12 protein-coding genes and 1 pseudogene are annotated in these 16,964 nt (G+C 72.3%); 5 read left to right on the top strand and 8 right to left on the bottom strand.

Features of this window, described 5'->3' with window-relative positions; translation table 11 throughout:
• Positions 1 to 53 precede the first annotated feature (53 nt).
• Both ACQEV2_RS33215 and ACQEV2_RS33210 read right to left on the bottom strand, forming a co-directional pair.
• Complete coding sequence (locus ACQEV2_RS33215; protein ID WP_433049852.1) at positions 54 to 1,364, bottom strand: copper amine oxidase; 1,311 nt, start codon at positions 1,362 to 1,364, stop codon at positions 54 to 56.
• Between the two features lie 70 nt (positions 1,365 to 1,434).
• Positions 1,435 to 2,250: a Tat pathway signal sequence domain protein gene (locus tag ACQEV2_RS33210; RefSeq protein ID WP_433049849.1), complete on the bottom strand. Its 816-nt coding sequence runs from the start codon at positions 2,248 to 2,250 to the stop codon at positions 1,435 to 1,437.
• Between the two features lie 192 nt (positions 2,251 to 2,442).
• Here ACQEV2_RS33210 and glgX point away from each other — a divergent pair, with 192 nt between their 5' ends.
• From glgX to ACQEV2_RS33190, 4 genes are all read left to right on the top strand, one after another.
• Complete coding sequence (gene glgX, locus ACQEV2_RS33205) at positions 2,443 to 4,608, top strand: glycogen debranching protein GlgX (protein ID WP_433049846.1); 2,166 nt, start codon at positions 2,443 to 2,445, stop codon at positions 4,606 to 4,608.
• 6 nt (positions 4,609 to 4,614) lie between these two features.
• Positions 4,615 to 5,007, top strand: a complete 393-nt coding sequence (locus ACQEV2_RS33200; RefSeq protein ID WP_433049843.1) for a hypothetical protein — start codon at positions 4,615 to 4,617, stop codon at positions 5,005 to 5,007.
• 140 nt (positions 5,008 to 5,147) lie between these two features.
• Entirely contained in the window at positions 5,148 to 7,508 is a 2,361-nt protein-coding gene (gene treY / locus ACQEV2_RS33195) for a malto-oligosyltrehalose synthase (RefSeq protein ID WP_433049840.1), read from the top strand.
• Positions 7,509 to 7,928: 420 nt separating this feature from the next.
• The gene (locus ACQEV2_RS33190) at positions 7,929 to 9,179 is read left to right on the top strand and encodes a M14 family zinc carboxypeptidase (RefSeq protein WP_433049837.1); all 1,251 of its coding nucleotides are present in this window, start codon (positions 7,929 to 7,931) and stop codon (positions 9,177 to 9,179) included.
• Between the two features lie 100 nt (positions 9,180 to 9,279).
• On the opposite strand, the gene ACQEV2_RS33185 is transcribed toward ACQEV2_RS33190, so the two are convergent.
• From ACQEV2_RS33185 to ACQEV2_RS33175, 3 genes are all read right to left on the bottom strand, one after another.
• Positions 9,280 to 9,810, bottom strand: coding sequence for an SSI family serine proteinase inhibitor (locus ACQEV2_RS33185; protein ID WP_433049834.1), 531 nt, complete (start codon positions 9,808 to 9,810; stop codon positions 9,280 to 9,282).
• Complete coding sequence (locus ACQEV2_RS33180; RefSeq protein WP_433049831.1) at positions 9,807 to 11,177, bottom strand: M14 family zinc carboxypeptidase; 1,371 nt, start codon at positions 11,175 to 11,177, stop codon at positions 9,807 to 9,809. Before ACQEV2_RS33180 ends, ACQEV2_RS33185 begins: the two co-directional genes overlap by 4 nt.
• 149 nt (positions 11,178 to 11,326) lie before the next feature.
• Positions 11,327 to 11,878 (bottom strand): FHA domain-containing protein, encoded by a 552-nt coding sequence (locus tag ACQEV2_RS33175; RefSeq protein WP_433049823.1) that lies wholly within the window; start codon positions 11,876 to 11,878, stop codon positions 11,327 to 11,329.
• Positions 11,879 to 12,063: 185 nt separating this feature from the next.
• On the opposite strand from ACQEV2_RS33175, the gene treZ reads away from it, so the two are divergent.
• Positions 12,064 to 13,818 (top strand): malto-oligosyltrehalose trehalohydrolase, encoded by a 1,755-nt coding sequence (gene treZ, locus ACQEV2_RS33170; protein WP_433049820.1) that lies wholly within the window; start codon positions 12,064 to 12,066, stop codon positions 13,816 to 13,818.
• Between the two features lie 186 nt (positions 13,819 to 14,004).
• Here treZ and ACQEV2_RS33165 read toward each other — a convergent pair whose 3' ends face one another.
• The 3 genes and pseudogenes from ACQEV2_RS33165 to ACQEV2_RS33155 all read right to left on the bottom strand — a co-directional run bounded on the left by ACQEV2_RS33165 (position 14,005) and on the right by ACQEV2_RS33155 (position 16,902).
• Positions 14,005 to 14,949, bottom strand: a complete 945-nt coding sequence (locus tag ACQEV2_RS33165; protein WP_433049817.1) for an aminoglycoside phosphotransferase family protein — start codon at positions 14,947 to 14,949, stop codon at positions 14,005 to 14,007.
• 61 nt (positions 14,950 to 15,010) lie between these two features.
• A pseudogene (locus ACQEV2_RS33160) lies at positions 15,011 to 16,137 on the bottom strand (aminopeptidase P family protein).
• Positions 16,138 to 16,281: 144 nt separating this feature from the next.
• Positions 16,282 to 16,902 (bottom strand): LysE family translocator, encoded by a 621-nt coding sequence (locus tag ACQEV2_RS33155; protein WP_433049814.1) that lies wholly within the window; start codon positions 16,900 to 16,902, stop codon positions 16,282 to 16,284.
• Positions 16,903 to 16,964 lie beyond the last annotated feature (62 nt).

Raw genomic sequence — 16,964 nt, 5'->3', positions numbered from 1 at the left:
GAAGGGTACTCCGGGAGCGGTGGGCGGTGCAGCCGGATGGACAGGGTCGTTTCTCAACTACGGGGCCGCCAGTGGCCGTTCTGCCAGGCGAGCTCGCTCGGAGTGAGCGGATTCATAGCCGTGACATCCCGCGGAACGATGGAGAATCCCTGCCAGTGGACCGGCATGGGCTGCTGGTCCTCGTCCCGGGCGATGTGGTGGAAGCCCACGTTCATCCACACGATCGGGTGGGTGAGGTTCTGGCCACCGACCCACTTGTCGACGGACTTGGGGTGGCCGTTGCCGCACCCGGGGTTGTTCGTGGCGAACTTCTCGCACTTGTTGTACTCCGTGAAGTACATGTCGTGCTTGGTGAAGCTGCGGCCCGGGTACTTGGTGGTGGCGCCCGGGACGATCTCGTACGAGCGCGCGTGGCCGTCCTTGTTCTTGCCGGTCGCGCTGACCATGCGCCACCAGCGGTAGGCCTTGGCGTCGCCCGCGAGTTCCTTGGTGACCTTGGTGCGGGTGGTCTTGGTCTTCGGGGCCGGGTCACCGGCGGCGGGCGCGGTCACGGCGGAGTCGTACTGCTCGACCCGGTTCTTGGAGGAGCCGTCGAGGCCGAAGTCGAGCCGCCAGAAGACGTTGTGGCTGTGGCTGGTGGCCTTGGCCGCGTCTCCCTTGCCGATGGGCCAGCCGCGGCCGTCACCGGCGTCGTAGTCGTCGTAGGAGAGGCTGCCGGTGGCGCCGACGTTCATGGTGACCGTGCCGTCGTCCTGGAAGCGCCACTCGGTCATGTACTCGTACCAGCCGACCTGGTTGACCGTGTAGACGAGCAGGTCCTTGCTCTGGGCCTGGTAGACCTTGTTCGCGGTGTCGCCCTGCATGCGGTACGCGTGACCGCGCGCGCGGGTCGTGGTGCACAGGCCCTTGACGTTCGGGTCCTGCCAGGCTTCCGGGACCTTGACGGTCTTGATGGTGCCGCCGGGGCACTCACCGGGCGCCAGGTTCATCAGCCCCTGGGCGAAGCCGAAGCCCGTCAGGTCGTCGTACTCGACGCTTCCGTCGTCGTACGGGACGTGGATCTGGCCGAGCCTCGCGCTGTTGAGGACCTTGATCGGCTTCGTCTCGCCCTTGGGCTGGTAGGAGATGTTCTCCAGGACGAGCCCGGCCTTGCCGTCGTAGCGCCAGCACATCCGCCAGGTCGTGCCGCCGGTGAGCTTCTGCTCGATGCGGTAGTTGGCGCTGCACTCGGCGGCCGCCGCGGCGGCGGCCCTCGGCTGGGCGGAGGCGGGTCCCGCGCCGGTCGTCGCGCCGGCGGCCAGCGCGGCCACGGACAGGCCCACGGCAGCGCCCTTGCGGGCACGGCTCAATCTGTTCACGCGCATGAAGAAGTGACTCCTCTTACGGGAGGTGCAGGTACATGGGTGTGGGTTGGAAAAGCGAACGGACGGCCGCTCAGCCGATGTCGAGCTTGCCGACCTTGCGGGCACTCAGGTCGACCACGAAGGACCGGGCGTCGATCCAGGGCCCGTTCTTGACCTTCGGGAACAGCCGTACGCACCGGTGTTCGCCGCACTTGTCGAGTACGGCGGGCTGGGCGCCCGGAGTGGCCCGGTACACGGCGCCGTTGAGCAGCAGCTGGTCCGGGGAGGTGAGCTCCTTGCCGGTGGCGTCCTTGTAGTCCGCCTTCATGCCCGCGCCCAGCGGGTCGGCGATCAGGAGCTTGGCCGCCTCGGCGTACTCGTCGCGGCTCAGCGGCGGCTGGACGCCGTGCTCGGTGGAGGTCTGCTCGACCTTCCCGGTGTCGAGGTTGACGGTCTTGGTGACTAGCGCGTCCGTCTTGTAGTCGTAGAACGTCACCTCGGCCCGGCGCGGTGCGCTCGAGTCGTCCAGCTCGTCGGCCTCCGGCTCGGCGAGGTCGACGCCGACGCGCTGCGGGCCGCGGTCGCCTTCGACGTTCTCGCCGGCGCTGCGCAGCTGCGGGCTCGCCGCGAGCTTGGCGGCCCGTTCCATCTCGTCGTCGGTCAGCGGGTCGTTGCCCGTGCCCTTGTCACCCTCGCTCGGGGCCTGTTCGACGACGCCCGGCGGTACCGCGCCCGGCCCCTGTCCCTGGGCCGTCTGCTGGGCGGACTGACCGCTGTTGGTTCCTCCCGTGTCGTCGGCCCCGGCCGTTCCCGGCAGGGTGATCCCGACCATCACGGCGGTTCCGGCCACCGCGATGGCCGCACCTGCCACCACCTTCCCCAGATGGCGGTGCACTATCTTGCGCACATCTTCCCCCTACTCCCCGTACGTCCCCGGGAGTACGTGTTGGCCCCACTGGTACGGCCCTGCTGGCTATACCCGCGTCTGCACTGGTCGACCGGTAAGAGGGACGTAAGTCATAGGTGGTTCCATCACTTTCGGGGAGACTCGACGTCAAGGCGCCCCCGACGGCGCGCTCCAGCTGAAAGAGTCGTATCCATGCAGGTCTGGCCTGGAGAGGCATATCCACTCGGTGCCACCTACGACGGCGCCGGCACCAACTTCGCGGTCTTCACGGAGGCCGCGGACCGAGTAGAGCTGTGTCTGCTGCACGACGACGGCTCGGAGACGGCGGTGGAACTGCGGGAGAGCGACGCGTTCGTGCGGCACGCGTACGTGCCGGGCGTCATGCCGGGGCAGCGGTACGGGTTCCGGGTGCACGGCCCGTACGCCCCGGAGCGCGGCCTGCGCTGCAACTCCGCGAAGCTGCTGCTCGACCCGTACGCCAAGGCGATCAGCGGCGCGATCCGCTGGGGTGAGGAGGTGTACGGCTACCACTTCGACAAACCCGACAAACGCAATGATCTGGACTCGGCGCCGCACACGATGTCGTCGGTCGTGGTCAACCCGTACTTCGACTGGGGCGACGACCGGCCGCCGCGCACCGAGTACCACCACACGGTGATCTACGAGGCCCATGTGAAGGGCCTCACGATGCGTCACCCGGGGCTGCCCGAGGAGCTGCGCGGCACCTACGCCGCCCTCGCGCACCCGGCGATCATCGAGCACCTCACCGAGCTGGGCGTGACGGCACTGGAGCTGATGCCCGTACACCAGTTCGTGAACGACCACCGTCTGGTCGACATGGGCCTGAACAACTACTGGGGCTACAACACGATCGGCTTCTTCGCCCCGCACAACGCGTACGCCTCCTGGGGCGACCGCGGCCAGCAGGTCCTGGAGTTCAAGTCGGCGGTGCGGGCGCTGCACGAGGCCGGCATCGAGGTCATCCTCGACGTGGTCTACAACCACACGGCGGAGGGCAACCACCTGGGCCCCACCCTGTCCTTCCGGGGCCTGGACAACCCGCGCTACTACCGCCTCACGGACGACCCGCGCTACTACATGGACACCACGGGCACCGGCAACTCCCTGCTCATGCGGTCCCCGCACGTCCTGCAGCTGATCATGGACTCGCTGCGCTACTGGGTCACCGAGATGCATGTCGACGGCTTCCGCTTCGACCTGGCGGCCACCCTGGCGCGGCAGTTCCACGAGGTGGACCGGCTGTCGTCGTTCTTCGACCTGGTGCAGCAGGACCCGGTGGTCTCCCAGGTGAAGCTGATCGCCGAGCCGTGGGACGTGGGCGAGGGCGGCTACCAGGTGGGCAACTTCCCGCCGCTGTGGACCGAGTGGAACGGCAAGTACCGCGACACCGTGCGGGACCTGTGGCGCGGCGAGCCGCGCACGCTGGCGGAGTTCGCCTCCCGGCTGACCGGCTCGTCCGACCTGTACCAGGACGACGGGCGGCGCCCGCTGGCCTCCATCAACTTCGTCACCTGCCACGACGGTTTCACGCTGCACGACCTGGTCTCGTACAACGAGAAGCACAACCACGCCAACGGTGAGGACAACCGGGACGGCGAGAGCCACAACCGGTCCTGGAACTGCGGGGCGGAGGGCGAGACCGACGACCCGGACGTCCTGGAGCTGCGCGCACGCCAGATGCGCAACTTCATCGCCACGCTGATGCTGTCCCAGGGCGTGCCGATGATCAGCCACGGCGACGAGTTCGCGCGCACGCAGCGCGGCAACAACAACGCGTACTGCCAGGACAGCGAACTGGCGTGGGTCGAGTGGCCGGAGGACGAAGAGCACGGGGCGGCCGGGGAGGACGGCTCGGGCGAGGCGGCCGGGGGCGGCCTGCCTCGCGAGCTGCTCGCCTTCACGCGCGCGATGGTGTGGCTGCGGCGGGACCATCCGGTCTTCCGCCGGCGGCGCTTCTTCCACGGGCGGCCGGTGCACGGCACCCACGACGACCTGTCGGACATCGCCTGGTTCACGCCGCAGGGCAAGGAGATGACCCAGCGGGACTGGGACCGGGCGCAGGCGTCGGCGCTGACGGTGTTCCTCAACGGCAACGCGATCTCGGAACCGGGCCCGCGCGGGGAGCGCATCACCGACGACTCGTTCCTGCTGATGTTCAACGCCTCCCCCAAGACCCTCGACTTCGTCGTGCCGGTCAACCACGGCCGCCAGTGGCAGGTCGTCGTCGACACGGCCCGCACGGACGGGGTGCCGCCGGGGACGGGAGCGAAGGTGCAGGCCGGGGACCGGTTGACGTTGGTAGACCGGAGCCTGACGGTGTTGCAGCGGCCGGTCTAGGACGGCATGTCGGTGCGTGTCCGCTCGGCCCCCGTCCCGGGCTCGTCCCTGTCGGGCACGCGCGCGTGGAGGTCGCTTTCGGCGGTGCGTCCGGTGTACGAGGCCGGCCGCGCCGTCAGCGCGATCGCGCAGGCGAGTGCCGCGGCCGGCATCGCGGCGCCCCCCACGGCGTACCCCGGATGTGCCGTCACCACCGCCGTGCCGGTCGGCCAGCCGTCCCATCAGCGGGCCGCAGGCCACCTGCCCGACGGCGAGCGCGCCACCGGTCAGTCCCGCCGCCGCCAAGGAGCCGCTCGTCCGAGCGGCCAGCAGCACGCTGCCGAACTGGCGGGTGGCGGTCGGCAGCCGTGCCAGAAGGCCATGACCGGCCGCAGCGGCCCGGTCAGGCTGATCACATGACGGTAGGTCTCCAGCGTGCCGCGTCGACCGGTCGTTCCCGTCTTTCCCGTCTTTCCCGTCGCTCGGCGCTGAGCACGCGCGTGGGCCCACGTGGCGGTGACGATGACACGAACCGCTGCGGGGCGGGTACGTAGCTTTCCATGACACCTGAGCGACCTGACCCGATGGTGCCGACCGCCACCTACCGGTTGCAGCTGCAGCCCGCGTTCCCGTTCGAGGCCGCGGCGGCGGCCGTGCCGTATCTGGCCTCGCTCGGCGTCTCGCATCTGCACCTGTCCCCCGTCCTGGAGGCGGTTCCGGGGTCGGGGCACGGCTATGACGTCGTGGACCACGCGCGCGTGCGCGAGGAACTGGGCGGCGAGGAGGGGCTGCGCGCGCTGGCGCGTACCGCGCGCGAGCACGGTCTGGGCCTCGTGGTGGACATCGTCCCGAACCACATGGCCATGGCCCCGCGCCACAACCGCGCGCTGTGGGAGGTACTGCGCGAGGGCCCCAAGTCGCCGTACGCGCGATGGTTCGACATCGACTGGGAGGCACAGGGCGGCCAGGTGCTGCTGCCGGTGCTGGGGCACCCGCTGGGCGAGGAGCTCGGGCGTATGGAAGTGGACGGCGACGTCCTGCGGTACTACGACCATGAGTTCCCGCTGCGCGAGGGCACCGAAGACCTGCCGCTGCCGCAGTTGCTGGACGCCCAGTGGTACCGCCCGGTGTGGTGGCGGCTGGCCCGGACGGAGCTCAACTACCGGAGGTTCTTCAGCATCTCGCAGCTGATCGGCGTACGGGTCGAGGACCCGGAGGTGTTCGAGGCCACGCACGCCAAGATCCTCCAGCTCCTCCACGAGGGCGTGATCGACGGACTGCGCATCGACCACCCCGACGGCCTCGCCGACCCCGACACGTATCTCGCGCGTCTCCACGAGGCGACCGGGGGGCGCTGGACGGTCGTGGAGAAGATCCTCTCGGACGGGGAGCACCTGCCGGCCTCCTGGCCCGTCGCGGGCACCACCGGCTACGACGCCCTGCGCCACATCGACGGCCTCTTCACCGACCCGGCGGGGTACGGGGAACTCCTGGGCCAGTACCGGCGGTTCGCGGCCCCGCAGACCGACCGGGGCGGCGACTGGGAGGCGACGGTACGGCGGGCGGCGTACAAGGTGCTCACGCACGAGCTGGCCACGGAGATCGACCGGCTGACGCGCGTGGCGCACCGCGTGTGCGCGACCTCCCTGGAGCCCGCGCTGCGCGACCGCGCGCCCTGGGCGCTGCGCACCGCGCTGCAGGAGCTCCTCGTGCGGCTGGAGGTCTACCGGCCGTACGCCTCCGGTGACGCGGCCCGCGTGGTCACCGAGGAGGCCGCGGCCGAGGCCCGGCTCGCCTTCGTCGTGCCCGAGGAGGCCGGCGCGGTCGACGTCGTGCGCGACCTGGTGCTCGGGCGGGCCGGTGACGGGCCGGAGCACACGGAGTTCCGGACGAGGTTCGCGCAGACGGCGTCGGCGCTGCGGGCCAAGTCCGTGGAGGACACGGCGTTCTACCGCTATGTGCCGCTGCTGTCGGCGACCGAGGTGGGCGGGAACCCGGGGAGCCCCGCGGTCTCTCCCGACGAGTTCCACGCCTACTGCGCGCGCGTGCAGCGCGACTGGCCCCTGACCGGGACGGTCGCCTCGACGCACGACACCAAGCGCAGCGCCGATGTACGGGCCGCGCTCGCCGTGCTCACCGAGTGCCCGGAGCGCTGGGCGGATGTCCTGACCGAGGTGACCCGCGACGGCGAGGGCGTACCGGACGCGCAACTGGCGTGGGCCGCCTGGCAGACGGTGTTCGGGCTGGGCGAGGCGGCCGTGGAGCGCGTTCAGGGAGCCCTGCTGAAGCATGTGCGCGAGGCCGGGCTGTTCACCAGCTGGACGGAGCAGGAGCCGCCCTACGAGGAGGCGGTGGCGGCGTTCGTCGCGGCTGGGCCGTGCGGGGCGCCGGGCGAACGCGTGGCGGCGTTCCGGGGCGGCCTGGAGCCGCACATCCGGGCGAACCTGCTGGGCCTGGCCCTGGTCCAGCTGACGATGCCGGGCGTCCCGGACGTCTACCAGGGCACCGAGGGCGAGTACCGGGCGCTGGTGGATCCGGACAACCGGCGGGCCGTGCGGTTCCCGCACGAGGAGCCGGGCGACAAGGGTGCGGTGACGGCGGCCGCGCTGCGGCTGCGCAGGCGGCGCCCCGACGTGTTCGGTGACTCGGCGTCGTACGCGCCCTTGGCCGCCCAGGGCCCGGCGGCAGCCCACTGTGTGGCCTTCGTGCGCTCCGGAGAGGTGCTCACCGCCGTGACGCGCCTGTCCCTGCGGCTGGCCCAGGCGGGCGGCTGGCGTGACACGTTGCTGCCGCTGCCGCCGGGGCGGTGGGCCGATGTGCTGGTCCCGGAGCGGGAGTTCACCGGTCACGCGCGCGTGGAGGAACTCTTCGAGCGGCTGCCGGTGGCACTGCTGGAGCGGGTCGGCCCGCAGTCGCCGTAGCCGAGGAAGCGCTCGCCCGGCGCGTACGACGTCACCGCGCGCCGTGGTGTCCTGTCGACGACCGGCTCGTACCCGCGCACGCTCCCGGGGCTCGGGCCCGATGACCGGCGCGTGGTGACGAACGGCGACGCGCACCGCACGCCCGGGCTACCGGCGTCCCCTGGTGGCCGATGCGAGGTGATCGGCGTGGCGTACGGCTCGTTCCATCACTCCTGAGGCACGTAGGTCGCCCTCGTCAACCGGCAGGGCCGACGCTGTATGTGGCGATCCTGTCGCACACGCCCGCTGCCTCCCCCGGGGGCCTGCCTGCCGGAGGCAAATGCAACTGGGCGCCCCCTGGAGCCTCCCCCGTGAAGTCCTTGACACCTAAACCAGACCATGGGGTACTGCGGATTGCGAAGCCGGGCGGACGTGACGGGGGTGAGTCTCCTGCCGGAGCTACGCTACCCCACCCTGACCGAACTGGTCCTGTCCGCCCACGCCTTGGTCGCCCACCGACCCGACCTGTGCGCCCTCAGACAGGTAGGGGCCTCCCGCGCGGGCAGGCCCCTCCACCTGCTGTCGATCGGCCATGCCCGACGCGCCGTCCTCGTGGTCGCGGGCGCACACTCCAACGAACCCACGGGCGGCCCCGCCCTCCTCGCGGTCGCCGAACGCGTCCTGCACGAGCCGGCCTTACGGGCCGACACCTCCTGGCACTTCCTGCTGTGCGCGGACCCCGACGGGGCGAGCCTGCACGTCACCCCGGCGCCCCGCAGCCTGTTCGACTACCACCTCGGCTTCTACCGGCCCGCGGCCACCGAGCAGCCGGAGTGGGCACCCGCCACGCTGCCGCCCGACCGGCTGCCGCCCGAGACACGCGCGCTGACCCGGGTCATCGACGAAGTGCGTCCCTACCTCCAGGTGACCCTGCACGGCACCGATCTGGGCGGCAGCTGGGTGCAGCTGACGAAGGACGTCCCCGGGCTCGCCGAGCCGTTCGCGAAGTCCGCGGCGGAGCTGCACATCCCGGTGGAGACCGGCGCCTCGGACGCGGCGGGCTGGCCCGCGGCCGGCCCCGGGGTGCATGTGATGCCGGCGCCGGGCGCGGGCGCGGCGTACCCGAGCATGCCGGACGACGCGCGCAGCAGCACCTGGTACCACGTGCACCGGTACGGCGGCCTCACCGCGGTCGTCGAGGTGCCCATGTGGGCGAGCGACCTGGTGGACGACCCGGCGCCGCATCCGGACCCGGCCAGGGCGATGCGGCGGCTGGGGGCCCGGCTGCGGCGGGACGGGCTGGAGGTGGAGCGGGTGCTGGCCGAAGCGCTCCCCCGCCTGGACGGCGTCGACGGGCCCCTGCTGCGGGCCGCGAAGTGGGCGCTGGAGCTGGTGCCGGGACTGGCCGCCGACTGGATGCACACGCCGCCTGCCGACGACACCATGGCGTACGTCGGGAGCGTGGACGCCTTCGGGCGCCGGCTGCCGCTGCGGGCGGCGGCCATGCTGCTGCGCGTCCTGCAGGAGGCCGACGACCGCGCGGCACCGCGCCTCGAACACCTCGTGGCGACCTGGAGCGACGCCTTCGCCGAACGCTTCCGCGCCCGCTGGGTGCCCCTGGAGCACCAGGTCGAGCACCAGTGCCGCACGGTTGTCGCGGCGGCGCTGCATGCACGGGACCGTGCCGTATGAGTCACGCGGCGCGGTGCGGCAGGACGGCGCCACGCGCGGGGGCACCCGCCACGCGCGCGTGGCGGCTCGCCGCGGCTGTACGGCTGCTGCAGCGGCCGTATCAGCCGTCCATGGTGAACACCGAGCCCGTCCGCGCGGCCAGCGCGCAGGAGTTGGAGAAGGTCTCCCGGTACTCGACGGATCGTCCGCCCCACGTGCCGCGCGCGTAGGCGGTGACCGGCGCGTAGATCATGGGGCAGAAGGTGTTGTCGGGCTGGAGCCGGGCGAGTCGGCTGATGTCGCCGCCCACCTTCTCCAGCTGCTCGCAGGCCTCGACCGCACGTCCATGGCCCTGCGGCGGGTCGCAGCTGAGGAGGATGCCGCGGCTGTGCCCACCGTCGCCGTGCGTGCCGTCGTGTCCCCCGTCCCCCCGCACGTCGCCGCGCCCGCCGTCGCCGGGGGTGAGCGTGAGGAAGAGCCAGTTGGTCGGCCCCGGTTCCAGAAGCGGCTCCAGGAGCGGTTCCTGAGCCGCCGCGGGAGCCGGAACCGTGCCGAGGACGAGGAGCGCGGCAGCGGCCGACAGGCCGGTCCGTACCGCTTTCGCCGCGCGCGGGTGTTCGGTGAGGCAGCGCCTCGTGAGGGATTGCGTCATTCCCGATGCATCGGCACGGCGGCGCCGGCATTCCACCCCGACTCACCCGAACGGGAGCACGCGGGCGCGTACCGGCCGGCGAGTTCGAACGTGGCGAGGACCACCCGTGCCTGGTACTCCACCTGGCGCGCGACCGGTATCCAGTGCGCCCCGCACCCGTCGCGGTAGTCGTCGCACCACTCGTCGAGCAGCCGGTCCAGTTCCGGCATGACGCCGGCCGGGTCGCGCCCGGCGGCCGTCACGAGCTGGTGCAGCAGCCCGGCCGTCCGCAGGGCGAGGCGCCGCCCGGCGATGCGCAGGGCGGCCAGATGGGCGGTGCTGAGCGGCGGGAGGGGGCGGGCGCCACCGGGGTCCGGGACGTCGGGGTCCCAGGTGTCGGCGAGCCCGGGGCAGACCAGTAAATAGTCGTCCACCGGGGCGAGCAGCCGGGCCGTCTCCGGTCCGGCGGGAAGGTGGGGCCGCAGACGCTCCAGCAGCCGCTCCAGGACGCGGGTGTCATGGCGCAGGGTGTGGCTCACCCTGCGCAGGACCGTTTCCTCATCGGCGGGCGGAGTACCGTCCTCCACCGCCGCCACACCCCACATGGGTGCCTCGACGACCGCTGTGACCGTGCCGTGCCGGTGCGGATGGAACCACGTCGACTCGACGGCCGCCTCGGTGATGGCGGCGGCCAGATCGCCCCGGCGTGGCCGCGGGATCCGGTAGACCGCGGGTCCCAGTTCCGGCCAGTACAGGGTGTCGTAGGGGCCGAGCTCGCGCGGGATGCCCAGGCGGGCGGCGGAGTGCGCGACGCGCTGGGCGAGGCCGGGCAGGTCGTGGGTCAGCTCGACGAAGCCGCCGCCGACGTCGACGCCGTGCAGGGAGCACTGCAGGAAGGGCCGCAGTTCGTCCTGGAGGTCGAGCAGGGCGCGGGTCTCCGGCAGCGTGGCGGCGTCCGCGCCGTCGGGCAGCCATTCGGGCTGTTCCAGGAAGCCGGGCCGGAAGAAGTGCCGGAAGTAGCCGCCGAGGGCGTACGGGCCGTGCAGCCATCCCTCGTTCCGGCGCAGGCCGTCGGGGTCCAGGCACAGCAGCAGGTTCCAGGTGGCGTCGGCGCCCGCGTGCAGCCGGGGGTCGGCGAGCACCCGTTCGGCCAGCCGGAGTACGGTCGCGCCGCCCACCGGTTCGTTGGCGTGCGGTCCGGCCACCACGAGGGCCTGACGGCTGCCGCGGCCGACGGACAGCAGCCACAGGGGTGTGCCCGCGCGGGACGTCCCCACACGGCGCAGCCGCGCGTCACGGGGGCGGCGGGCGACGAGTGCGGCCGCCCGGGCCCCCAGCTCGTCGACGGTCGGGTAGCGGAGGAGTGGCGGCAGGGCACACCTCCACAATGTGGTGCCGTCGATTCACCTGGTGTGCATGGTGTACGCACAGTCAGTCACGAGTTGACGAGTACGTCAACACCGTAGAGCGCAAAGGGATTTCACTCGGCAGGTGATCAACGCGTCACGTAAATGCAAGGCCAGAGCTGAGGTTCGGCTCAGTTCGCGGCGAGCCGGAACGACATCCGGCCGAAGCCGACCTGGTCGCCCTCACGAACCACTACGGCCCCGATGACGCGTCGGCCGTTCACCGTGGTGCCGTTGGTGGAGCCGAGGTCGCGCAGCACCCACAGGCCGGCCTGGTGGCTCAGCTCGGCGTGCACCCGGGACACCGTCTCGTGGGTCAGCCGCAGCCCGTTGGCGGGGTCGCGGCCTATGCGCAGCGGATGACCGGCGGCGGGGTGGGGCAGCAGCAGCTTGGGCAGCCGCTCGGCCTGCCATGCCCGGCGCAGCCGCACGGTGAAGCCGGAGACCGCCTCGACGGTGCCGAACACCAAACGCGACAGACGGCTCTCGACGGGCAGGTCGGCGGTGAGCGCGGCGAGCTCGTCCACGCGGCGGGCGGTGAGGGCGAGCTCCATGCGCCGCACGAACGTGTCGTGCGACAGCCGGCCCATGGCGACGCCGTCACGGAGCACCTTCAGCGCCTTGTCGCGCTCCGCGTCGGAGAGCCGCGCGGGGTACGTGTTGAACTCGAAGGACGACGTCACGGTGCTGATTGTCGGTCAGTGAACCCCCGGTGTCCAGAAAACGCGGAAACGATGGCCACGCGCGCGTGCTCGGCGAGGCCGGGCGCGACACCCGCCGCAAAAGGGAAGATTCAAAAGCGGATTGATCTCGTTTGAAGCACCATGGACGGGCTACATCACGGTGAGCAGACGAAGGGGAACCGTCCGTGCAGTTCGAGGTGTGGGCACCGCAGGCCGACCGTGTGACGCTCCATTGCGAGGGTGCCACGCGCGCGTTGGAGCGCGATCCGGATCGCGCGGGATGGTGGTGGGGGGAGGCAGAGGCGCGGGACGGGACGCGGTACGGCTTCTCGCTGGACGACGGTCCCGTGCTGCCCGACCCGCGCTCCCGTCGGCAGCCGGACGGCCCTGACGGGCTGAGCGCGGTCGTCGACCACGGCCGGTACGAGTGGCGTACCGAGTGGGCGGGCAAGCCACTGCCCGGTGCGGTGCTGTACGAGCTGCACGTGGGCACGTACACGCGTGAGGGCACCCTGGACGCGGCCGCCGAGCGGCTCGGCCATCTCGCGGAACTGGGTGTCACACACGTCGAGTTGATGCCCCTGTGTCCCTTCCCCGGGCGGCACGGCTGGGGCTACGAGGGGGTCTCGCTGTGGGCCGTGCACGAGCCGTACGGCGGGCCGGAAGCGCTGAAACGCTTCGTCGACCGGGCTCATGAGCTGGGCCTGGGCGTGGTCCTCGACGTCGTGCACAACCACTTCGGCCCGTCCGGCAACTATCTGCCCGCCTTCGGGCCCTACCTCACGGACACACATCAGACGCCCTGGGGTTCCGCCGTCAACCTGGACGCGCCCGGCTCGGACGAGGTGCGCGCGTATCTCGTCGAGAGCTCGCTGGCCTGGCTGCGGGACTACCGGATCGACGGGCTGCGCCTGGACGCGGTGCACGCGCTGGTGGACACGCGCGCGTGCCACTTCCTGGAGGAGCTGTCGACGGCCGTCGACAGCCTCTCGGCCGACCTCGGCCGACCGCTGTACCTGATCGCCGAGTCCGACCTCAACGACCCTCGGCTCATCACCGCGCGCGAGGAGGGCGGTCTCGGTGTGCACGCCCAGTGGAACGACGACTTCCACCACACCCTGCACACCGCGCTGACCGGCGAGTCCCAGGGCTACTACGCCGACTTCGCCCGAGCCCCCATGGCGGCCCTGGCCAAGACCCTCACCGGTGGTTACTTCCACGACGGCACCTACTCGAGCTTCCGGGGCCGGCGCCACGGTCGCCCCCTGGACCGCACGCGCGTGGCGGCGCACCGCCTCCTCGGCTACAGCCAGACCCACGACCAGGTCGGCAACCGGGCCCAGGGCGACCGGCTCGCGGCCGCGTTCCTGCCGGAGTCCCCCGGCCTGCTGGCCTGCGCGGCCACACTCACGCTGACCGCGCCGTTCACGCCGATGCTGTTCATGGGCGAGGAGTGGGCCGCGAGCACCCCCTGGCAGTTCTTCACCGACCACACCGACCCGGAGCTCGCCGAGGCCGTACGGCGGGGCAGACGGCGCGAGTTCGCGGCGCACGGCTGGGCCGAGGAGGACGTGCCCGACCCGCAGGACCCGGCGACCCGGGACCGCTCCTGCCTCGACTGGTCCGAACCGGACCGCGAGCCCCACGCGCGCGTGCTGGCCTGGTACCGCCGTCTCCTCGCCCTGCGCCACGAGCAGCCCGACCTCACGGATCCCGACCTCGCCGACACCAAGGTGGCCTACGACGAGCAGGGGCGCTGGCTCGCCTTCCGGCGCGGCGACGTACGGGTGGCCGTCAACCTCGCCAAGGATCCGGCGGCGATCCCCCTGGGGCCCCGTCAGGCGGTCGTACTGGCGGCTTGGGAGCCCGTGGAGGCGCCGGGCGCGGACGGGGTGCTGCATGTGCCCGGGGAGTCGGGCGTGGTGCTGTTGCAGGGATGAGCGGGGCGGTGCCGGGGTGCGTAGCGCCGGGCGGGGGCGCGTGCGCGCGCATCGCCCCTTCGGAGCCGCCCGCCCTGCACCACCGGCCGTGGCGCCGTCGCCTCCTCCGGGCAGGAGAGCCCGCGTGCTCGGGGGTTCCCCACGCGCGTACGGCACATCCTCGCCGTACTGGAGCTTCTCGCCGTACTAGAGCTCCTCGTCGCCGTCGTCCTCCCTGAGTTCCGTCACGCGCTCCAGCAGGATCGCCTCCCACGCGTGCCGGAGCTGCGTCCGCAGCAGCGGGAGGGGTGTCTCGCCCTTGCCGTCGAGGCGGGCCGCGAGGTGCAGGACCGCGTCGCAGCGGGCGAGCCAGAGGCCGCGCAGGCAGGGGCGGGCGCCGTAGCCGGCGAGGGTGGCGGCGCGCACGGCGGCCGGGGAGCCGACGGTGAGGGCGAGGCCGGCGATGTCCTCGGCGGGGTCGCCCAGGACGGTGTCGGCCCAACCGAGGAGGCCGCGCACCCGGCCGTCGGCGCTGACCACGAGGTGGTCGCCGGTGAGGGCGTGGTGGACGAGGACGGCGGTGCCGGGCTGGGCCGCGAGCTGCACGGCGGCCGGCTGGGTGAGCTGGCGCAGGCGGGTGGCGTCGAACTCGTCGGCGTCGGCGAGGCGTGCGGCGGCACGTTCGGCGGCCCTTCGCAGGGCCTCCAGCGAGCGTGGGGCGGCGCGCGGCACACCGAGCGTCTCGGCCTGCCGTACCGGGACCTCGCGCAGCCCCGTGAGCAGCCCGGCCAGATCGGTCTCGCCGACCGCGGACACGTCGTGCTGGGTGCCCGACCCGCCGGGCACCTTGGTGTCCAGGGTGTAGGTCAGCCCGGGCGCCCACTCCCCGTGCGCGATGCTCGTCGGCACGGCGACGGGGACGTGCGGGCGGACGAGGTCGCGCAGGCGCAGTTCGCGGCGCTGGCGGGCGGCTGCGTCACGGTCGGGGGCGAGGCGCAGCACATGGCGGGTGCCGACCAGCCAGGTGGCGGGTTCGGCGCCCGGGGCGGCAGGGCGGACCTCCGGTCCCGCCGAGTCGTCCGCGCCCTCCTTGAGCAGGGAACGGACCAGTCGGCGGACAGTGTCCGCGGTGGGTGTCGGTGCCTGGGTCATGGTCGCGCCGTTGTCGCTCGGGGGTCTACGGGGGCTCCTTGCTCCGGGATCGGTCGCCGGATCAGTCCACTATGACCATCTCGCGGGTCGTGTCGTTGAGGCGCCGGCCGCCGTCCTCGGTGACCGTCACGATGTCCTCGATGCGCACTCCGAAGCGGCCGGGCAGGTAGACGCCGGGCTCCACGGAGAAGCACATGCCGGGCCTCAGCGGCTGCTCCTCGCCCTCGATCATGTACGGCGGCTCGTGCGTGGTGACGCCGATGCCGTGCCCGGTGCGGTGGATGAAGTACTCGCCGTATCCGGCGTCCGCGATGACCGCGCGGGCGGCCCGGTCGACCTCCTGGCAGGCGACGCCGGGCCGTACGGCACGGAAGCCCGCTTCCTGGGCCGCGCGCACCAGGTCGTGGACGCGGCGCTCCTCGTCGGTGGGTTCCCCGACGTGGACCGTGCGGGAGGTGTCGGAGCCGTAGCCGTACCTGAGGCCGCCGAAGTCGAGGACGACCATGTCGCCGCTCTCGATCACCCGGTCGCCCGCCTCGTGGTGCGGGTTGGCGCCGTTGGGGCCCGAGGCGACGATCGTGAAGTCGACCTGGGAGTGGCCGAAGCCCCGCAGCAGGTCGGCGAGGTCGGCGGCGACGTCGGACTCGCGGCGGCCGCCGAAGGGAACCTTCCGGATCTCCTCGAACGTTGCGTCTGCGGCCGCACCCGCGGCCGCCAGCAGCTCCACCTCGGCGACGTCCTTGACGGCCCGCAGCATCGGCAGGACGTCGGTGAGGGAGGCGTAGGCGGTGCCGGGAAGCGACCGCTGCAGGGCCAGCAGATGCATCGCCCACGCGTTGTCGCTGATGCCGAACCGGCCGCTCGCGTCGAGGAGGGCGGCGGTGGCGGCGTAGGGGTCCTGGCCGTCGGTCCAGTCGCGCAGGGTCAGACCGGGCGCGCCGGAGGCCTTCGCGGCGTCCGGGGCCTCCAGGGCGGGGACGACGAGGACGGGGTCCCGGCCGGGCACGAGGACCAGCAGGGTGAGCCGCTCGGTCTCCGCGGGGGCGCGTAGCCGGTGAGCCACACCAGGTCCGGGCCGGGGGCCACCAGCAGCCCGGCCAGTCCGGCGTCCGCGGCCGTCCGCGCGGCACGCTCCATCCGGGCCCGGTAGTCGTCGGCGGTGAAGGGCGCGGGTGCGGTGCCGGTCATCCGGGCCTCCCTGGGCGCTGATAAGGACTACGGGCAGCATCCTGCCCGTAGGGAAGGGGCGGCGCGAGCCGGTCGGCGAGTCTTTCGGCAGGTCTTTCGGACGGCTGGTGGTGGGGCACGGCGTCAGCTCTCCCATGCCATGGGTCAGCTGTCCAGCGCCATCCGGACGCCGAGGAGCAGCAGGACGCCTCCGGAGACCTGTTCCAGGCGCCGGCGCACGCCCGTGCGGGACAGCACGGCCTTCATCCGGCCGACGAACCACACGTAGAGGCCGTAGTAGCCGACCTCGTACACCGCCCAGAGCGCGGCCAGGCCGACCATGGCCGGCAGGTGCGGGGCGCCCTCCGGCACGAACTGCGGGAGGAAGGACAGGGCGAAGACGGCCGCCTTGGGGTTTGCGAGGTTGAGCAGCAGCCCGCCGCGGTAGGAGGCCCAGCCGCTCTTGTGGGTGGCCTCCCAGCTGCCTTCCTCCGCGCCCTTGCCGCGGCGCGCCTGCCGCAGCGCCTGGACGCCGAAGCCGACCAGCACGACCGCGCCGACGATCCGCATCACGTCGTACGCCACCTCGGAGGCCGTCAGCAGCGCGGTCAGGCCGAACGCGGCGACGACGCCCCAGATGAAGACGCCGGTCTCGTTGCCGAGCACGGTCAGGAAGCCGGAGCGTCTGCTGTGCAGGGACTGCTTGATGATCAGGACGGTGCTGGGCCCGGGCGAGGCGGCGACGAGGGTACAGGCCCCCAGGAAGGCGATCAGGGTGGTCAGCATGGGGTCATCGTGGCCTTGTCGGCGGAGGGTGACCAGTGGTTTTCCCGTACTCCCGCAAGGGG

The sequence above is a fragment of the Streptomyces sp. CA-251387 genome (assembly GCF_050936625.1).
Taxonomy (GTDB): Bacteria; Actinomycetota; Actinomycetes; order Streptomycetales; family Streptomycetaceae; genus Streptomyces.
The sequence above is the reverse complement of the archived record's forward strand: the minus strand, read 5'-3'. Positions and strand labels throughout refer to the sequence as shown.

Excerpts from the sequence above, each read along its gene's own strand:
- ACQEV2_RS33200 (WP_433049843.1), top strand. The coding sequence starts at position 4,615 with ATGTCGGTGCGTGTCCGCTCGGCCCCCGTCCCGGGCTCGTCCCTGTCG.
- ACQEV2_RS33155 (WP_433049814.1), bottom strand. The coding sequence starts at position 16,902 with ATGCTGACCACCCTGATCGCCTTCCTGGGGGCCTGTACCCTCGTCGCC.
- ACQEV2_RS33185 (WP_433049834.1), bottom strand. The coding sequence starts at position 9,810 with ATGACGCAATCCCTCACGAGGCGCTGCCTCACCGAACACCCGCGCGCG.
- glgX (WP_433049846.1), top strand. The coding sequence starts at position 2,443 with ATGCAGGTCTGGCCTGGAGAGGCATATCCACTCGGTGCCACCTACGAC.
- ACQEV2_RS33165 (WP_433049817.1), bottom strand. The coding sequence starts at position 14,949 with ATGACCCAGGCACCGACACCCACCGCGGACACTGTCCGCCGACTGGTC.
- ACQEV2_RS33215 (WP_433049852.1), bottom strand. The coding sequence starts at position 1,364 with ATGCGCGTGAACAGATTGAGCCGTGCCCGCAAGGGCGCTGCCGTGGGC.
- treY (WP_433049840.1), top strand. The coding sequence starts at position 5,148 with ATGACACCTGAGCGACCTGACCCGATGGTGCCGACCGCCACCTACCGG.